A 17,945-nucleotide genomic window follows, 5' to 3' on the forward strand; every position below is an offset into this window, starting at 1 on the left:
GCGCGGTAATCTAGCATGCATGACCGTCGAGATTTTTGATTCCCGCCTGACCAATTCACTAGCCAACGGCTGCGGTGAGATCCTCAAAGGTGTGCGCAACGGTGGCTTGCTGCGCGGCCTCGCGCTTGGCGACGCCGGCGATGAAGCCGCACAAGAATGGATCACCCGGGTAATTTCGCAACACCGCCCCGAAGACGGCCTGCTTTCCGAGGAAGCAGCAGACGATCTCAGCCGTTTGAAGAAGGAACGCGTGTGGATCGTCGATCCCCTCGATGGCACCAAGGAGTTTGCCACCGGCCGCCAAGACTGGGCTGTCCACATCGCACTCGTGGTCAACGGCATGCCACAGCATGCGGCCGTGGCCATGCCAGATTTGGGCGTGACCTTCCGCTCCTCCGATGCCCGGGCCGTTACCGGCCCGCTTTCTAAGAAGTTTGTAGTCTCCCGCAACCGTCCGCCCCAGGTGGCTTCCCATATTGGGGAGAAGATGGGATTTGAAACCGTCGGCATCGGTTCTGCCGGCGCCAAGGCAATGCACGTTCTGCTCGGTGACTTTGACGGCTACATCCACTCTGGCGGCCAGTACGAATGGGACCAGGCTGCGCCGGTGGGCGTTGCCATGGCAGCGGGCCTGCACTGTTCCCGCTTGGATGGCTCTCCAATTCGTTTCAACAACGAGGACACCTTCATCCCAGACCTGCTCATCTGCCGGCCGGAACTCGCCGATGAAATCCTGGAGCACGCTGCTGCCTATGCCGAAGAAAACGGCGGCTTTTAGGCGTTCCATAACCTTTTAGGCGTTTCAGCAAAAAGGCTTCTAAACTTGAAAACCATGATCCAGACCCCATATGAGGACCTCCTCCGCAAAGTTTTGGAAGAAGGCGCGGACAAAGGTGACCGCACCGGCACCGGCACGCGCTCAATTTTCGGAGCGCAGTTGCGCTATAACTTGGCGGAGTCTTTCCCGCTGCTGACCACCAAGAAGGTCTACTTCCACGGTGTTATCGGCGAGCTGCTGTGGTTCCTCAAGGGCGATTCCAACGTGAAGTGGCTGCAGGACAACAACGTCCGCATCTGGAATGAGTGGGCTGACGCCGATGGCGAGCTGGGCCCTGTCTACGGCGTCCAGTGGCGCTCGTGGCCTACCCCGGATGGCACGCATGTTGACCAGATCCAGCAGGCTCTGGACGCACTGCAGAATAATCCGGATTCTCGTCGCAACCTGGTCTCCGCCTGGAATGTGGCAGAACTAGACAAAATGGCGCTTATGCCCTGCCACCTGCTATTTCAACTCTACGTCGCAGACGGCAAGCTCTCCCTGCAGGTCTATCAGCGTTCGGCGGATATGTTCCTGGGCGTGCCTTTCAACTTGGCTTCCTATGCTGCGCTGGCCCACATGTTTGCGCAACAGGCTGGCCTGGAGGTCGGCGAGCTCATCTGGACCGGCGGCGACTGCCACATCTACAACGACCACCTAGAGCAGGTCAAGGAGCAGCTCTCCCGCGAGCCACGCCCCTATCCGCAGCTCAAGCTCCACAAGGCTGACTCGTTGTTCGACTACACCTTCGACGATTTCGAGGTCGTAGGCTACGACCCACACCCCACCATCAAAGCGCAGGTTTCCGTCTAATGCTGGGTGCTATTTGGGCGCAGTCCCTGGACGGCATCATCGGCGATGGCTCCGTCATGCCGTGGCACGTACCAGAGGACCTCAAGCACTTTAAGGAGGTCACGCTGGGCTCGCCCGTAGTGATGGGCCGACGCACGTGGGAATCGCTAAACCCGAAGTTTCGCCCGCTGCCAGGCCGCGATAACTATGTTCTCTCCCGCAAGGAGCCGGGCCAATGGTCCGCTGGGGCGAGCACAACCAGCAACCTCAACGACGTAACTTCCACGCTTTCCGACGCCTGGATCATCGGCGGCGGCCAGCTATACGCCTCAACCTTGGATGAGGTCGACGTCATCGAAATTACGTTGATGGGCGTTAACATCGGGGATGTCTACGGTGATGACGCAGTCTATGCCCCCGCAGTTCCGGAGACTTTCGGCCTAGCGGCTAGCACTGATTGGCTCACTTCTGAAAAGGGCCACCTGACCATTCCGGGGCAGCCCCCGAGTGAGCTGCCGATTAAATACCGCTTTTTAACTTATGAACGAAAGGACGCCGCTTAAATGACCGTCGCAACTCCCGAAACCACCGAGCACGTCACCATCTTCTACGCCGACTGGTGCCCGTTTTGCGCGAAGCTGCTCAAGGCGCTTAACCGCACGGAGACGCCATACGCGCTTGTCGACGTCGAGGCCGAAGGCACTGAGGACATCAACGAGTGGATCAAGTCCGTCAATGACGGCAACCGCATCGTGCCAACCGTGCTTTACTCCGACGGCACCTCCGTTACCAACCCGGCTGCCTCCGCCGTGCGCAAGAAGCTCGCTGAGCTCGACGGCTCCGCCGAATAGTGCGAATAGCTCAAGTAGCTGCCGCCTCCAGCACACAAACGCCGAAGTTAAACATCCGATTTAACGCAGCCACATACCGTGCTGGTAACCTAATTGCGTTGCTTTAAAGCAACCCCCGCCCCAGTAGCTCAGGGGATAGAGCACGGCTCTCCTAAAGCCGGTGTCGGTGGTTCGAATCCACTCTGGGGCACCGTGTGAAGTCTCGAGACATCGTTCCGGTCGGTGTCTCGAGATTTTTCGTTTTCAGTTGCCCCGACTGGGGTTGAGTTCGTTGTCTTTCTTGTTGTAATAGATTTTTTCTTCGGTGAGTGTGTAGGCGGCGATTTGTGCCCCGGTGGCGGTTATTTTGATGTCTACGCGGTTGTCGATGCAGACCATGGTGATTGGTTCGCCGCCCCATCGGCGCCCGATGTAGAGGCGGCGTAGTTTGCCACCCCATCGCAGGGTTGTCTTGCCGTTGGTGCCTACTTTGTCGGTGCGTAGGCGGTAGTCGTGGTCTGGTTTGATGTCTGCTGGGAGAGCTTTGGGCAGTGCTGTATAGGCTTCTGCGGGGGTGGTTCTGTTTAGGGCTCTATGGGGACGTTTGTGGTTGTAGTATTCGATGATTTCTTTTAGCTGAGCGTTGAGTTCATCGAGACTTTGAGCTGGTGTTTTGTTTGCTAGGGCAAGTTTAAGGGTGTAGTGGAAGCGTTCAACTTTTCCTTGTGTCTGGGGGTGGTAGGGTTTACCGTTTTTCTGCTTGATTCTGAAGCGTCCTGGGTTTAGTTCCGCTTCTTTTACGACCCTGTGTTGATGGGCTGGGTGAGATAGTACTCGGTTTCTACTTCCTGTGGGGTGGCGTAGTCCAATGCTTCGTGAAGCCGCTTAGTGTTCCACCAATGCACCCACCGCAAGGTGGCCAATTCGACTTCTCCGACCGACGTCCACGGACCTTGGGCATGAATCAGTTCCGCCTTGTAGAGACCATTGACGGTCTCAGCTAGAGCATTGTCATAAGAATCGCCGACTGTTCCCACACTCGGCCGGATTCCGGATTCCGCGAGAGCGGTGGAATACTTCAGTGACACGTACTGGCTGCCCCGATCGCTGTGGTGAATCAGCTGGTTTCCATGGATTCGCCCTGCAGTCGTTAACGCATGCTCCAAGGCCTCCATGGGTAGCGCATCGGTGCGCATCGTTGAGCGTGTAGCAACACCAACAATCTTTCGACTGTAGACATCCACGACAAACGCGGTGTAGGCGAATCCTGACAGGGTGCGAACGTAAGTAATGTCGGCAACCCACAGCCGGCCTGGTGCTTGTGCACGAAAGTCTCGCTGCACTAGGTCCGGGCGATGATCCGGTGCCTTCGGGCTGATCGTTGTCACGGGGGTTCGTCCACGTCTGCGGCCGCAAACACCTGCTAGCTTCATCAGACGTGCAGTCTTATCGCGACCAATATGAAAACCTTCACGGTTCATCGCGTGCCACATTTTGCGGATACCGTAAACCGAGAAATTCTCCGCATGCACACGCTGTATCTCTGGGATGAGAAGGCTATCGCTTAAGGCCCTTGCACTGGGAACACGTGTAGTGGCTTTGCGGTAGCCGCGTGAAGTGATGAATCCACGATCTGCTTGTTTGAGGACTCGGCAGATGGCCCCGGGCCCCAAACTGATCCTTATACGCGTCGATGTAAGAGATCATTTGGTCGTGGGTCGGCCTGGTTCCGCTGCGAAAAAAGCCGAAGCAGTCTTAAGAATCCCGTTTGCTCGCTTCAGCTCACGGTTTTCGCGGCGCAAACGCTTGAGCTCTTCTTCCATCGTTTCGCCGCCTGAAGCGCCAGAGTCATCACGTACTGAAGCGCTGTCACGGTACCAAGCCCGCAACGTATGGTGAGACACTCCAAGCAGCTCACCGACCTCCGTGTAGGCACGTTGCAGTGAGCAGGACTCCAGGCGGACCATTTCGATGATCTGATGGACCGCCTTCTCCTTGAACTCAACGGAATACTTTCTAGGCATAGTTCAATCCTTCCTTAGCTGAGGTAGGAACTAAACCCAGGACGCTTCAATTCCTAGGTCTATGAGCAGTTGCTCGAATCCGTTTCGCGCGGGGTTTGTCCGGTCTGTTCTGGTTGTGAATGCGCGGCCGTTGTTGGTGAGGGTGGACTGGGGGTAGCCATGTGTCTGGCCTGCATTAATGAAGCTTTCTATGACGTTTCCTACGGTGGCATTGTTGAAGGCGCGGCAGGAGATGATGAACCGGGAATGGTCGTCCAAGATGGTGAGGATAGCTACTCGCTTGTGACCTGCGATGGTCCAGTCACTGTAGTCCATTTGCCATGTTTCATTGGGTTGATCTGCTTGAAATCGTATCCATGAGCTGCGAGGACGCTTTTGTGGTTGAGCGATGACGTGACCGTTGTTTGCTAGCACTCGGTGGATTGTCGATGGTGCTGGTGGTGGGTCGATTCCCTCTTGCTGCAGGTGCCACCGAATTGTGTGAGCTCCGGCGTTAGTGCCGCGTTATGTGAGGTCCTGGCGCAATTCAAGTATGCGGTCGACAGTGCTGGGGTTGAGTGCTCGGGGATTAGTGCGGGGGCGTTTAGGGCGTGGTTTTAAGGAGTTAATTCCGCCTTCTCGGTAGCGGGCTTGAAGTGTTCGGATCCATCGTGTGCTGATGCCGAAATGGTCAGCTGCTTCGGCTTGAGTCATGCCGGTAGCAAGCATGGTTTGGATGATGATTTTTGGGCTTGGTTTTGATTTCTGCTCCATCTTTAAAGCATGGAGGATCGATGTCTCGAGACATCGCTTTTTGTCGTGACTGGGCAGTTCTAATGTCAGGGCTTTCTACCGGATCGATGTGGTGAGACATCTGCGCTGGTTGGACCGGAACGATCTCATGAGACATGCGGAACGATGTCTCCGAACCAGACACATCTGGGGCACCATGGGGGGTTCGAAGAATCTGGTGTGATTGTTCGAACAACTCCCTCAAAACAGCAAAACGCCTCTACCTGCGCAAATAGGAGAGGCGTTTTTGTTGTACCGGAACCGATTCCGGGGTGTTGCCACCCAAAAAGTGGCCGAAAATCGCTGTTCATTGATAGCTTCTGCCCGCCACCCTTCTTGTGGTGGCGGTTGAAAGTTGAAACCGAGTATTTTACGCAACTTGTGGTGGTGCGTTCGCGTAATGAATTTCAGAGAGAAACTCATCAGACATACGTCTCGTCTCAGGCGGTGTGGGTGGTTTCGGTTTCGTATCAAAGTTGATAACCAGCCTATGTAGGTAACGCTTAGAGCGTGTCAAGTTGTTTGTGTGTGGGGCTTGATTTCTAGAGGTATTGGTCGAAGCGGTCCGGGTAGGCCACCGCCATTTGGTTGATGGCTTGTTTCCAGCCGGAAACTCTGGCTCCTTCCATGAGTCTGCCGGCTGTCGCTGAGACTCGTTTGCCCTGCTTCGCCCTCTTGGCAGCGCGTTTGTCTTCGATATTGCAGATCATCAACCACAGTGTCTTTAATGCGGACTCATCATTGGTGAACTGCACCCGGTTACGAGTGGCTTTACGCAGCTCATTGTTAAACGACTCAATCGAATTCGTGGTGTAGATAACTTTCCTAGCAGCTGGCGGAAACTGCAAAACGGTACGAACCGCTCCCACGCGTCTTGCCAGACCTTGACGGATCTGGGGTATTTCTCACCCAGCTCAGAATCTGTGAATTCCTCCAGCGCTGCTGCAGCAGCGGCCTCATCAGGGGCTGAGTAGACCTTCTTCAGTGCTGCCGACACGGGCTTGCGGTCGCCGTAGGCCACCCATCGGTTGGCCGCACGAATTAGGTGCACCACACAGGTTTGCACCATCGATCCTGGCCAGGTTGCCTCCACTGCCTCAGGAAGGCCTTTGAGCCCATCACAGCAGACAATGAAGACGTCTTTAACACCACGATTCGACAGGTTAGAGCACACCTGCGCCCAAAAGGATGCTCCTTCCTCTTTGGCGATCCATAGTCCCAGGATGTGCTTGATTCCCTCGATGTCCACACCGATGGCCATATAGGCAGACTTATTGACTACGCGTCCACCGTCACGGACTTTAATACGCAATGCGTCGAGGAAGATGACGGGGTAGAACTCGTCTAACTGGCGGTTTTGCCACACCAGTACCTCATCAAGGACGGCGTCTGTAACCGCAGAAATCGTCTCATGGGAGATTTCAACCCGCATGGCAGTGGCCATATGGTGCTGAATATCGCGCACGGTCATCCCGCCGGCATACAAGCTCACGATCATGTCATCGACGTCAGTCAAACGCCTAGAGCCTTTGGGAACCATGGTGGGAAGAAACATCCCGGCCCTGTCTCTGGGAACGTCTACGGTAACCGGCCCGTAATTGGAATCAACCGTCTTCGGGTAGGTGCCATTGCGGTGATTATCAGTCCCAGCTGCCGCTTTAGCATCTCTATCTCCCGATGGATAGCCCAGGTGGGCATCCATCTCAGCATTAAGCCCTCGGGTAATCGAGGCTTGCAACATGCCGCGCACCAGGTCATTGGCATCCGTAGTAGAAGTACCTAAATCATCAATTAGCTTCGCGATTTCAGGGTTAGCAAGAAGCTTCTCCTAAGGTCGCGTCAATCTTGGCCTTATCAGCCGGATCTCGTCTTGCCACAGTAGTCATTCTGGCTTATCTCCTTATGCGGGATGGAATCCCACACACAAACCATCAGACACCCTCTGGCAACCCACACAGGGTGCAGAACTAGCGCGCCGCCCCCATCTACTTACCAGCCCGCCCAGGCCACAATTGACACCCCAACACAGTCTCAAGGCGAGCCACCATCTCCGCCGAAGGCCACCCAGCCCCATTTAACAACTGATGCAGCACCGCATGCGAAGTCCCGACCTTCCTGGCGAGGTCACGAAGCGAAGTGATTTCCCCCTCTTCCAAAGCCTCATTAAATGCCGTTTGGAAATTACGGACAAGCCTCAAAAGCTTCTTATCATTCACATCGCTCACCGCCGCTAGCTTCACATCAGGCCAACCCTCATACAATGCGGCGTCTTCCTTCTTCGGGGGACGACCCCGCACAGGTGAACCAGACATACAACACTCCCATAACCACGGCGTAAGACATTGTCAATGCTAGGTCGTTTCACAGACCAGGACGACCGCCCAACCCTCACAAGCCAGCAGCCCATAGAGCATGTGTTCGACAACGCAAACTGGGAAATGACACCCATGTGAGATAATCAACCCGACACGGCCCGCCCCGCCTCAGAAAGGTGACACGATGCCCCACGACGGCAGCAGCCCGAAGCCGAATCCCAACCTGGATTGGTTCGGAAAAATACAAAGCGATATCGCAAACAGTGCTGCAGGCCTTGCAGGGTCCAAAGCCCTCGCGCAACAAGTAGCAAACCTGAACACATCCATGAAACTGGGTACGAGTCCCTACATTGACTTCAAAAGCAGCGCAGTCATGCAAGCCCTCAACCAGACACAAGCAACCGCAAACGCCGCATCTGTTTTTCTGAAAATGTACGATGACCAAACTTTCAAAGCTGTCGAAGCAATACGACGCGGCATGGACATGGGAATCGGCTCTTCAGCATTGGAGCAGATGACTGGGGTGCAAACTTCAATGGCCGCCTTAGCGAAGCTCGGCAATCCGCTACCGGACATTTCTACTCTCGCTGGAATTGGTCAAGCCACCCTACCAAAGAGCATGCTCGCAGGGCTGAACTTCTCAGCCGTGGCCCAAGCCGCCAGTGCTGCACAGGCATTAAATACAGAAGCAATCATTCCACGAGGACTCTCCGAAGCCATCAATCAAGCAACCAAGAACCTGACTGCCCCTGAACAGTTGCTGAAACAAATGCAGGGACTGGGATTCTCGCCAGGCGCGCAGGTTGCCCTGAAAGGCTATCCGGCAGCTTTCCCTGATTTTGAGAAGTACTCCTCAGTATCAAAAATCGTTGGCGAACACTACCGCCCGCCGAACATTGACAGCGTTCTACGTCGCTTCGAACGGCTCGAAAAAGAACTCAACCTCGATATCCCGGTGGAAACCGCTGATGATATTGATGACTTGGTTGAGGATGCACAGGCCGTTGAATACGTTGAGAATCAAATCACCGAAAACGGGGCTCTTAAGCCGTCGATTTCACAAGTCCTGTTCGGTTTCAATCTCAACGAGCTTACCCGTACACAATCCGGCAGTCTGGTCACTTTCGGAGGGGTAGTTATTGCCTATATGCATCAAGTTCTAGAGACGCTACTTGAGGAAGATGTCACCGCCGCGCGTTTCTTCACGGTTGCGATTATCCATTTCATCGCCGTGTATGGTGCAGCGATGCTCGCAGATGGAGCGCTAGGCGAGGGCAAGGATTCGCCTGCTACGTAGTTGCTATTAGCGGCCGAGAGGGTGTCTGACCCCCGGAAAGTAGACACGTCGGGGGTTAGCTATGCTGCTTGGGTCAGTGTAGCTGATGTGAGTGCTTCGAAGTCATTGGGGGCTAGAAGGTTGCACCAGGAGTGCCGTCTGCGGGTGTTGTAGCGCATGCACCATCGAAAGACTTCCTGCCGGCAGATAATGGGATTATCAAAGACTTTCCGATCACGTAGCACTTCACGTTTTAAGGTGGCGTTAAATGATTCTGCCAGGGCATTATCGGCACTAGTTCCCACCGCGCCCATGGATTGGCGTACACCAAGTTGGGCGCAGTGGTCCCTAAACGCCTGTGAGGTGTACACACTTCCATGATCAGAATGGAAAATAGCCCCGTCAAGGCTTCCGCGGACTGTGCTGGCATGGGACAAAGCCTCGATGACCAGTGAGACACGCATGTGGTCTGCGAGTGCATAACCTGCAAGTTTTCGTGAATAGGTGTCAATGACCGTGGCCAGGTACATGTTCTTACCGCCCTTACACGGCAGGTAGGTGATGTCGCCTACATAAACACGGTTCGGCTCGTCAGCGGTGAATGTACGGCCTACTAAATCTGGCATGACACGGTGACCAGGCTTGCGCCGGGTGGTGATGCATCGACGCCGTTTGCTAAAGCCTTTTAGCCCCATGGATTTCATGATGCGCGCAACCTTCTTATGGTTGATCGGGCCGAAGTCCGTATCGTCGTTGAGGCTTGCAGCGATGCGTTTAGCACCATAAAGCCCGTTCTCATCATCAAAGATGGCCTTGATTCTTGCACCAATAAGGGCATCGGAACATATCTTTAACCTGCGATTTTCGTGGGTGTTGACCCATTTATAAAACGAGGAGCGATTGAGCTTTAACACATGGCACATCCGCTTGACCGAGTACTCGGTTCGGTAGTCATAGACAAACTGGAAGCGGATCACCAGTGAGTCTCTTCGGCAAAATACTTCGCGGCCTTGCGCAGAATATCGCGTTCTTCGCGCAGCTTCGCGTTCTCTTTTTCTAGCTGGCGGATTCGCTCGGAATCAGTCGTCTCCTTGGCGTTGTCGCGCATGGCCTTCGTGCGGGCACGTTTGCCGGTGCCGTATTGCTGAAGCCAGGAGAAAAGCGAGGAACGATTGACTCCAAGCTCTGCTGAAGCCGCGTGAAGTGAAAGGTCCTCATTGTTTTCATAGAGGGCCACAGCATCACGTTTGAACTGTTCGGAATACCTAGGCATGGTGGTAGATTACCTTTCTTCCCAACCCAACCGGGCTGGATATCAGGTGTCTACCAAACAGGGGTCAGGTCCTTACAAGCGAGGAGATCGACCATCCCAGGATGCGAACGTTCGCCACCTGAAAAGAGGTCGAACGGGCCACCGCTGAGCGGGTCAACTGGTACAACACCCAAACGCCCCCACGGCTCCATCGACTACGTCCCGCCGATCGAATACGAGGCCGGCTACTATCACAATCATCCGGAAACGAATACGACCGAAGCCCAAGCGGCTTAAACACCGCCCTCCACAAACCCAGGCCGATTCACCCCGCTTTGAAAGCTAGGCGAGCAAGTTTCCAATCCGGAAACTTTTCCGGTTCCGTAACCACATCGAACACCTCCACCTGGAATTTTTCCTCAAGTCTCACCCGCTCTTGAAAGTCGTTTGTATTCCTAACACGCGTATAAGCCACATCCGCTGTCTGCCCAGGCCCAAAGTGCGATGTTCCGACTATAAAGTCTCCATATCTGGGGATATAGAATCCTCGGGTGCCTCCTCTGAAACCATCCGGTCGATAAAACACCTCTCCATTATCAAACTCCCATGCCCCACCTATAACTACGGCTTTGAATCGATTGTTTTTGATGACCGCTCGCTGGGAACCGAGGTAGTGCAACTCAAGGTCCGGCTTTCGCAAATTATCAAATCTCCAAAGAGCAACCGCGACAAGGAAGCCAGAAATTATTCCGGACACTACTCCAGTAATAAGGTTTACAAACATGCACAAATTATAAAATCACCCGACTAGTGGCCATCGGAGTGAAAAATCATTTCACAGGCTGAATTAGAAAATCACCCCATGGATTTTCCACCTTGAAATACTCAAAAGGCCGATGCGGAAGCAGCTCGACAGTCCCGTCGATACGCCGAATCCAATGCTCGCCACGAGCATCCGTAAACGAAATCTCAACTCCCGGCTTCCGCATCATTCCTCCCCAGGTATGTTCCAACCACATCAAATACGTTCCAGGGGGCACCATCCAACGAAGGTACCGATTAGCGTTTGGGCAACATTCTTCACTCATGGCTGATACCGCCTCACTCGTCTGGGGCCCTCCGCCTCCGGAAATAACTAGATGGATAACTACCCAGTAGATTGGCTGGTTTGAGTCGTTAACAATGAGTGCCTTTGATTCATTTTCTGGGTCTATCCAGGAATTAATTTTGTTGGCTTGCTCGCGTTTGACTTCTTCGTCTCGACGGTTTTGCTCTTTGGCTCGAAGTGATTCTTCCTCTTTCCTGATCTTCCTTTCGAGTTTGAGCTGCCGAAGGGCTGCAACCATTGCGCCAGTTGTACCAATGGAACCGAGCCAAGTTCCTACTATTCCAATCCACTCTGCGTCCATCGCTCTCTACTTTCCTAACCTTTCACGGCCTTTCCATTTAAGCTCGCCTCATAAACCTTAGAAGCAAATTGGGATTGAGTTGAGTCCTGGAATGCTTCAGAAACCCAGTTCCAAAAGCAAAGGAGAATTTGACGGAATCCACTAAGAAGACGTCAAAGGTTGAAGTTGAATAGCCAGAAATTGAAGGCGAATCACTCAGGCCTGTCGAAAGAAGCTCAAGGGGTCAGAACTCTAAGATTACATAGGACGTTTCCTAGCCCTAAGATAGAAGGACCCTGCAAAGTGAGCACCGCTGAGTTAAATCAGTCCGTCGTGTGGAACACCGCCGACAAGTACCTGCGCTCGATCGTCGAGCCGGAGGACTACGGCGACTACATCCTACCGCTGACAGTCCTGCGCCGACTGGAGTGCATCTTGGCTCCCACCAAGAGCCAGGTTGTAGACCTTGCCACCAAGCTCAATGCCGAAGGCATGAGTGAGGCCTACTTGGACTGGGAGGTGCAGTCACAGTTCGGGTTGTCCTTCTACAACACCTCGCGGCTGGACTTGACCCGCATCGCGGAAACCGACGACCACGTATTCGACTCCCTCATGGATTATGTGGGCGCATTCTCACAAAGCGTCCGCGATATTTGGGACGCATTCGACTTCGCGGTCAAGATGCGCACGCTTGACCAAGCTGGACGTCTGTGGCCGGTGGTAAAGCACTTTTCCACCATTGACATGTCGGTTGAAGCACTGCCGGACGCGCAGATGGGCGACCTGTTTGAGCACGTCATGTACCGCGCGTTCAACACCAAGGGCAAGGCTGCGGGCGCCTTCTACACCCCGCGTGATGCGATCCGTCTCATGGTGGACATCCTGTTTGCCTCCGATGACCTTGGCCTGACCTCCCCCGGCGCGTCGCGTACTGTCTACGACCCCACCGCGGGCACGGGCGGCATGCTGCTCGTAGCAGAACGCGCGTTGAAAGAACTCAACCCCAACATTGAGGTCAACCTCGCTGGTCAGGAGCTCATGCCGACCGGCTATGCCATCGGTAAGGCTGACCTGCTTATTCAAGGTGGTGAACCGGATGCGATCCGCCACGGTGACACACTGCTGACAGACCTGTACGAGGGTGAGCAGTTCGAGTACATCCTGTCCAACCCACCGTTTGGTTCTGACTGGTCGGTGCAGCAATCCTCGGTCAAGAAGCAAGCCAAGGTACCGGATTCACGTTTTAGCCACGGCCTGCCTAAAAAGGACGATGGCCAGATGCTGTTTCTCTCCCACGTGGCTTCCAAGCTCATGCCCTCAGGCAAGAACGGTTCTGGGGGACGTGGTGCGGTGGTGTCTAACGGATCGCCGCTGTTTACGGGTGGCCCCGGTTCAGGCCCTGACCAGATCCGCGCGTGGCTTCTAGAAAACGACCTGGTGGACGCGATTATCCAGCTGCCCACCAACATGTTCTACGGCACGGGCATTTCTACTTACATCTGGATTCTGGACACCAACAAAGAAGACCACCGCAAGGGCTTCGTGCAGCTTATTGATGCCTCCAAGTGCTGGTCTGTGCCCGATAAGGGCCTAGGAGATAAGCGCCGCGAGATGCGCGAGGCCGACCGCACCAAGGTGCTGGAGACCTACAGTGCTTTTGCCGATAGCGACATGTCCAAGGTACTCACACCAGACGACCTGGGCTTCCGCGACGTGAAGGTGACCAAGCAAGCACGGCTAGGAGTTCACGTCACCGACGACTCAATTGCCGAGGTACTAGCACACAAGCAGGCCGTGGATGCACACGCCGACGTGGTACGCGCGGTGGCAGACTCTTCCTACAACGACCTGCCGGACGCGCTCAAGGCTGCGGCTAAGGAACACGGCGTGAAGATGCCCGCCGCGCTTATCGACGCCATCTCCAAGGCCATTGCCGTCCCCGACTCGGACGCAGAGCCCGCAGTTGACCGCAAGGGCGACCCGGTTCTTGACCCGTCATTCACTATGACCGAACGCGTGCCGCTTACCGAAGACATCGACGAGCACATGCAGCGCGAAGTACTCCCCTTCGCACCCGATGTCATCTGGGACGCAACCAAGGCCGTCACCGGCTACGAGATCCCGTTTAAGCGCGTGTTCTACACCCCAGATCCGGTTCGTCCCCTAGCGGAGATTGATGCCGACGTAGCCGAGGTCATGGGCCGACTCATGGATAAATTCGGGCAGGTGAGGAAGTAATGAGTAGCCCCTTTTCCTACTCTAGCTTTGACCTCCCACAAGGATGGAATAAAAGACGACTCGGTTCACTTTTACAGTTTCGAAACGGTCGAGACATTTCAGGCACAGACATTGAGCTTGAAAGCTACCCTGTTTACGGCTCAGGCGGCGAATTTAAACGGACAAATCAGTACTTGTTTGATGGTCCCTCCATTCTTTTCGGAAGAAAAGGAACCATTGACAAGCCTTTACTCGTAAATGGTCGCTTTTGGACTGTCGACACAATGTTCTATACAGTTCCTGGACCAGACGTTGACCCGCGGTTTGTTCATTACTGGGCATTGGTTGCACCATTATCAGTGCTTTCTACAAACACGGCAGTGCCTAGCATGACTTCGACCGATCTGGCGCAGCTGTACCTGGCTGTTCCTCCACTCCCCACCCAGCGTGCCATCGCTGACTACCTCGACCGCGAGACCGCAGAGATCAACGGTATGCGCGCCGATTTGGACAAGATGGAGCGGCTGCTGACGGAGCGACGGGCCACCATTGTCAAGAATGCATTTTCAGTATTGCGGCATTCAGGTTGCAGCTATCGAAAGCTGGGTTACGTGGCGCAATTCCGTAATGGGAAAGATGCCAAAGGCATAGAAAGCGTAGATGGCGCATACCCGGTTTACGGCTCGGGCGGAGTATTCAAACGGGCAAATTCGTATCTATTTGACGGCCCATCGGTACTCTTTGGCCGCAAGGGAACACTTGACAAGCCGCTGTTGGTCGATGGCAAGTTCTGGACAGTAGACACCATGTACTACACGGTTTTAAGCGCGGAGGTGTGTCCCTCATTCCTTCACAAATGGGCAACTACCCTTCCTTTCGAGATGAACTCGACCGATACTGCCCTGCCGAGCATGACCTCAACCGTTTTGAGCCAACTTCGTATCCCCCTCCCACCCCTCGGCGAACAACGCCGCATTGCCGATGAGATCGAACGTGAAACCGCTGAGATTGATTCGATGTTGGAGGACATTACGAAGCTGCGGGATTTGCTGGCGGAGCGTCGTGCGGCGGTGATTTCGGCGGCGGTAACTGGCCAGATTGATATCCCTGTCTCCCCTACTCACAAGGACGAACCTCATGCCTAAACGTGACATTATGCGCGAAGAGCGCCTGGAAGAAACCGTCTGTACCTCGCTTCAAGCTAGCGGCTGGATCTATGAGCCAGGAATGAAGGACACTGGCTGGGATGCGCGCCTTGGTTTGTTCCCGGCGGACGTGTTGCATTGGCTTTCCACCCAGTACCCGGAGGACTACGCCAAGGCGGTGCCGCAGGATGCTCCTGAGGCGACACAGGAGAATGCGCAGCGTTTGCTGCTGGAGTACGTCGCCAAGCGGCTCGAATCCGCAACGCGCAAAGACGCACAAACCGGACGCATCCGTGGTGGCCTGCTGGGTACTCTGCGCGAGGGCTTTAAGTACGCGCAGACTAACGCACGCTCAGCCACCTTTGGCCCCATGGCGGCATTCCCACCGGCCAATCCATTGAGTGTGACTGCAGCCAAGCGTGCGGAGGAGAATCGCCTGCGCATTATCCGCCAGGTGCACTTTGATACCACCAGCGGCGAGACGCTGGATCTAGTGGCTACGGTCAACGGCATTCCGGTGGCCACGTTTGAGTTGAAGACGGACAACACACAGTCAGTGGCTCATGCGATAAAGCAGTACCGCAAGGATCGTTTACCGTCGAAGAATCGCCGCGTACTCCTGCCGGGGCGCGCACTAGTTCACTTCGCGGTGTCGAATGACGAGGTGTACATGGCCACTGCGCTCAAAGGCAACGACACGAGGTTCCTGCCATTTAATCAGGGACATAACGGTGCTGGAGGCAACCCGTCAGTAGCAGGCAAGTCTGCTACCTCGTATCTGTGGGAGCAGGTGTTGCAGCCTCGGCTCCTTCTACGTATCTTGAGCGACTTCGCAGTGTGGGAACCGGATTCAAAGTCCAAACGTGGAACGCAAGGCAAACTTATTTTCCCGCGCTTCCACCAGCTGCGTGCGGTGGAGCGAGTGACAACCGACGTCGCCAAGCGCGGCGCTGGCGGGCGCTACCTCATCGAGCACTCCGCTGGTTCCGGCAAGACCAAGACGATTGCGTGGCTTGCGCACCGTCTTATCAGGCAGGTAGCCCAGGATGGCACCAAGACTTTTGATTCCGTCATTGTGGTCACCGACCGTACCACTCTGGATACCAATATCCGCCAGGACATGCAGGCACTAGCTGCATCGCGCGGCTTGGTGGTTTCAGTTGGTGAAAACTCTGGTGCGAAGTCGCCGCAGTTACAGCAGGCGTTGGTTGAGGGCGGGCACATCATCACCTGTACGTTGCAGACATTCCCGTACGTGCTTTCGCTGCTGGATAATGATCCGGATATTCAGGGCCGGAACTGGTGCGTGATTGCTGATGAGGCGCACTCGTCACAAACCGGTTCTTCTGCCTCGGCGCTGCGCGAACTGCTGGCCGAAGTCGACGTGGATGAGACCGAGGAATACACCGCCGATGACCTGCTTGAGCTGCGCCAGGAGGCAGTAGCTAATGCTTCCAATATGACGTTCGTGGCGTTTACTGCCACCCCTAAGGGAAAGACCCTGCGCCTATTCGGTTCACAGACCCCGGATGGCCACTACGTCGCCTTCGACACGTATCCCATGGGCCAGGCTATTGCCGAGAACTTCATCATGGACGTGCTCACCAACTACTCCACCTACACCATGTGGGCGGAGGTCCGCGATGAACTAGGCCGAACCGAGGAGGTAGACCAATCCGCCGCAGTCACGGACATGGTGCGTTTTGTCCGCCTGCATCCGACCTCCATTGCCCAAAAGGTCGAAGTCGTTGTCGAGCACTTCCGCCGCAATGTTGCGCACCACCTTGATGGTCAGGCCCGTGCCATGGTGGTGACCTCCTCGCGCAAGGCAGCAGTGCACTGGTCCCGCGAGATGAACCGCTACATCACTGCAAAGGGCTACGGGTTCCATTCGCTGGTAGCATTCTCCGATGCCGTAAGCATGGAGGACGAGCCAGAACCAGTCACCGAGGTAAGCCTCAACGGCGAATCCGACGTGGAACGCGCGTTTAAGGACGATGACCGGCCTTACCGCGTGCTCATTGTGGCGAATAAATTCCAAACTGGGTTCAACGAGCCGCGTCTATGCGCAATGTACGTGGACAAGCACCTCTCTGGAGTGGCAACGGTGCAAACCCTATCTCGCCTGAACCGCATCTATCCGAAAAAGCCCGCTCCGATGGTGGTTGATTTCGTCAACGATCCCGAACTCATTGAGGCTGATTTCAAGCGCTACTACCAAGGCGCCTCGATTGATACCGACATTGACCCAAACTCGCTGCACACACTTGCCGACGAACTCGATACCGCAGGCTATTATGATCCCGACGAGATGAATAAGGTCGCCGAAGCCTATATGGCCGGCGAAGATTCGGAGAAACTACGCGGTGCCGCTAATGCAATCCTTAGCCGCTGGCGCAGCGACCGCAAGTCAACTGACAAAGACACCGTCGAGCATGCCAAGGACTTCAAGGCTCACGTATTAAAGTACCGCCACGCCTATGAGTTCCTCTCCCAGATCATTGCTTACGCAGATGCCGACGTATCGCGCCGCGCCATATTGTGTAGCGTTCTGGAGCCGAATCTGCACGTTACAGAGGACATCGAAGACGAAGATTTCCTGACTGGCCTCACGCTGGCTGGGGTTGCCATTGCCCAAGGCGAGGTGGAAGAGGATCATCGCGTTTCCGACACCGAACCAGAGCCGCTCAAAGTCCCGGAGTTCACGGTCCGCCTCGGCGAGCCCCAGACTCCGCTGCGCAGCGCATTCGATGAAGCTGTTGAAAAGGTCAACGATCTGTTCTCACTCGCTGGCGTCGATGTTGACAGTAGCGAAACTGGCCAGATGATTGTCGCCGCGTGGGGAACCCTCTCCAAGCAGCCGGTTGCAGTAAAGCTCGGCAAGGAAAACACCAAGGAGCAGCTAAAGCGCTCCAAAAAGTTCAAGACCGAAGCCACGCGTGCGATCTTTAGCGGCATCGAACAGCGCAAGCAGCGCGACGCACTGGTCTCTAGCGACCGCAACGTCCTCGAGAGCCTGGTCGATGCCTTGGCAAATATCATGGCGTCGGCGAACGAAACAGGCCAGCTAGAAGAGGGTTAGAGCCTTGAGGGTGCTGGCCTAAGCAGCCACCACCCT

Annotated in this window: 12 protein-coding genes, 1 tRNA gene and 4 pseudogenes; 9 read left to right on the top strand and 8 right to left on the bottom strand. The window is 55.2% G+C overall.

Annotated features, from left to right (window positions below; all coding sequences use genetic code 11):
• The first annotated feature begins 19 nt into the window (after positions 1-19).
• The 5 genes from WM42_RS02725 to WM42_RS02745 all read left to right on the top strand — a co-directional run bounded on the left by WM42_RS02725 (position 20) and on the right by WM42_RS02745 (position 2,650).
• On the top strand, positions 20-778 hold the full coding sequence (locus WM42_RS02725) for a 3'(2'),5'-bisphosphate nucleotidase CysQ (protein WP_062039079.1): 759 nt from the start codon (positions 20-22) through the stop codon (positions 776-778).
• 45 nt (positions 779-823) lie between these two features.
• Positions 824-1,630, top strand: a complete 807-nt coding sequence (locus WM42_RS02730) for a thymidylate synthase (protein ID WP_201057408.1) — start codon at positions 824-826, stop codon at positions 1,628-1,630.
• Positions 1,630-2,172, top strand: a complete 543-nt coding sequence (locus WM42_RS02735; protein WP_061921204.1) for a dihydrofolate reductase — start codon at positions 1,630-1,632, stop codon at positions 2,170-2,172. The genes WM42_RS02730 and WM42_RS02735 overlap by 1 nt, the downstream gene beginning before the upstream one ends.
• Positions 2,173-2,460, top strand: coding sequence for a glutaredoxin domain-containing protein (locus WM42_RS02740; RefSeq protein WP_062035601.1), 288 nt, complete (start codon positions 2,173-2,175; stop codon positions 2,458-2,460). It abuts the gene before it with no gap.
• Positions 2,461-2,577: 117 nt separating this feature from the next.
• Positions 2,578-2,650 (top strand) — tRNA-Arg (locus tag WM42_RS02745).
• Positions 2,651-2,703: 53 nt separating this feature from the next.
• Here the strand turns inward: WM42_RS02745 and WM42_RS12865 are convergent.
• From WM42_RS12865 to WM42_RS02780, 5 genes and pseudogenes are all read right to left on the bottom strand, one after another.
• A pseudogene (locus WM42_RS12865) lies at positions 2,704-3,204 on the bottom strand (integrase core domain-containing protein); the annotation flags it as partial.
• 32 nt (positions 3,205-3,236) lie between these two features.
• Positions 3,237-4,463, bottom strand: a pseudogene (locus WM42_RS02755) (IS3 family transposase).
• Between the two features lie 45 nt (positions 4,464-4,508).
• Positions 4,509-5,216 (bottom strand): annotated as a pseudogene (locus tag WM42_RS02765) (helix-turn-helix domain-containing protein); the annotation flags it as partial.
• Between the two features lie 560 nt (positions 5,217-5,776).
• Positions 5,777-7,120, bottom strand: a pseudogene (locus tag WM42_RS02775) (IS256 family transposase).
• Between the two features lie 99 nt (positions 7,121-7,219).
• Positions 7,220-7,546, bottom strand: a complete 327-nt coding sequence (locus tag WM42_RS02780) for a helix-turn-helix domain-containing protein (RefSeq protein WP_062035606.1) — start codon at positions 7,544-7,546, stop codon at positions 7,220-7,222.
• Positions 7,547-7,733: 187 nt separating this feature from the next.
• On the opposite strand from WM42_RS02780, the gene WM42_RS02785 reads away from it, so the two are divergent.
• Entirely contained in the window at positions 7,734-8,846 is a 1,113-nt protein-coding gene (locus WM42_RS02785) for a hypothetical protein (protein ID WP_062035607.1), read from the top strand.
• A 59-nt stretch (positions 8,847-8,905) separates the two neighbouring features.
• On the opposite strand, the gene WM42_RS02790 is transcribed toward WM42_RS02785, so the two are convergent.
• The 3 genes from WM42_RS02790 to WM42_RS02805 all read right to left on the bottom strand — a co-directional run bounded on the left by WM42_RS02790 (position 8,906) and on the right by WM42_RS02805 (position 11,486).
• Positions 8,906-10,098 (bottom strand): IS3 family transposase gene (locus tag WM42_RS02790; RefSeq protein WP_432416267.1). Its coding sequence is split into 2 segments (ribosomal slippage): positions 8,906-9,816 and positions 9,816-10,098, totalling 1,194 coding nucleotides; the frame shifts between segments, so codons are not numbered across the junction.
• Positions 10,099-10,402: 304 nt separating this feature from the next.
• Complete coding sequence (locus WM42_RS02800; protein WP_145915030.1) at positions 10,403-10,861, bottom strand: hypothetical protein; 459 nt, start codon at positions 10,859-10,861, stop codon at positions 10,403-10,405.
• A gap of 46 nt (positions 10,862-10,907) precedes the next feature.
• Complete coding sequence (locus WM42_RS02805; protein ID WP_062035611.1) at positions 10,908-11,486, bottom strand: hypothetical protein; 579 nt, start codon at positions 11,484-11,486, stop codon at positions 10,908-10,910.
• A 282-nt stretch (positions 11,487-11,768) separates the two neighbouring features.
• On the opposite strand from WM42_RS02805, the gene WM42_RS02810 reads away from it, so the two are divergent.
• The 3 genes from WM42_RS02810 to WM42_RS02820 are packed head-to-tail and all read left to right on the top strand — an operon-like array spanning position 11,769 to position 17,909.
• Complete coding sequence (locus WM42_RS02810) at positions 11,769-13,703, top strand: type I restriction-modification system subunit M (RefSeq protein ID WP_062035612.1); 1,935 nt, start codon at positions 11,769-11,771, stop codon at positions 13,701-13,703.
• The gene (locus WM42_RS13505; protein ID WP_082787619.1) at positions 13,703-14,827 is read left to right on the top strand and encodes a restriction endonuclease subunit S; all 1,125 of its coding nucleotides are present in this window, start codon (positions 13,703-13,705) and stop codon (positions 14,825-14,827) included. The genes WM42_RS02810 and WM42_RS13505 overlap by 1 nt, the downstream gene beginning before the upstream one ends.
• A complete protein-coding gene (locus WM42_RS02820; RefSeq protein ID WP_062035614.1) occupies positions 14,820-17,909 on the top strand; it encodes a type I restriction endonuclease subunit R in 3,090 nt (1,029 codons plus the stop codon). The genes WM42_RS13505 and WM42_RS02820 overlap by 8 nt, the downstream gene beginning before the upstream one ends.
• Positions 17,910-17,945 lie beyond the last annotated feature (36 nt).

Origin of the sequence: Corynebacterium simulans (assembly GCF_001586215.1) — a bacterium.
GTDB lineage: Bacteria > Actinomycetota > Actinomycetes > Mycobacteriales > Mycobacteriaceae > Corynebacterium > Corynebacterium simulans.

Coding starts and splice junctions, on each gene's coding strand:
- WM42_RS02820 (WP_062035614.1), top strand. CDS start 14,820: ATGCCTAAACGTGACATTATGCGCGAAGAGCGCCTGGAAGAAACCGTC.
- WM42_RS02780 (WP_062035606.1), bottom strand. CDS start 7,546: ATGTCTGGTTCACCTGTGCGGGGTCGTCCCCCGAAGAAGGAAGACGCC.
- WM42_RS13505 (WP_082787619.1), top strand. CDS start 13,703: ATGAGTAGCCCCTTTTCCTACTCTAGCTTTGACCTCCCACAAGGATGG.
- WM42_RS02800 (WP_145915030.1), bottom strand. CDS start 10,861: ATGTTTGTAAACCTTATTACTGGAGTAGTGTCCGGAATAATTTCTGGC.
- WM42_RS02735 (WP_061921204.1), top strand. CDS start 1,630: ATGCTGGGTGCTATTTGGGCGCAGTCCCTGGACGGCATCATCGGCGAT.
- WM42_RS02740 (WP_062035601.1), top strand. CDS start 2,173: ATGACCGTCGCAACTCCCGAAACCACCGAGCACGTCACCATCTTCTAC.
- WM42_RS02785 (WP_062035607.1), top strand. CDS start 7,734: ATGCCCCACGACGGCAGCAGCCCGAAGCCGAATCCCAACCTGGATTGG.
- WM42_RS02805 (WP_062035611.1), bottom strand. CDS start 11,486: ATGGACGCAGAGTGGATTGGAATAGTAGGAACTTGGCTCGGTTCCATT.
- WM42_RS02725 (WP_062039079.1), top strand. CDS start 20: ATGACCGTCGAGATTTTTGATTCCCGCCTGACCAATTCACTAGCCAAC.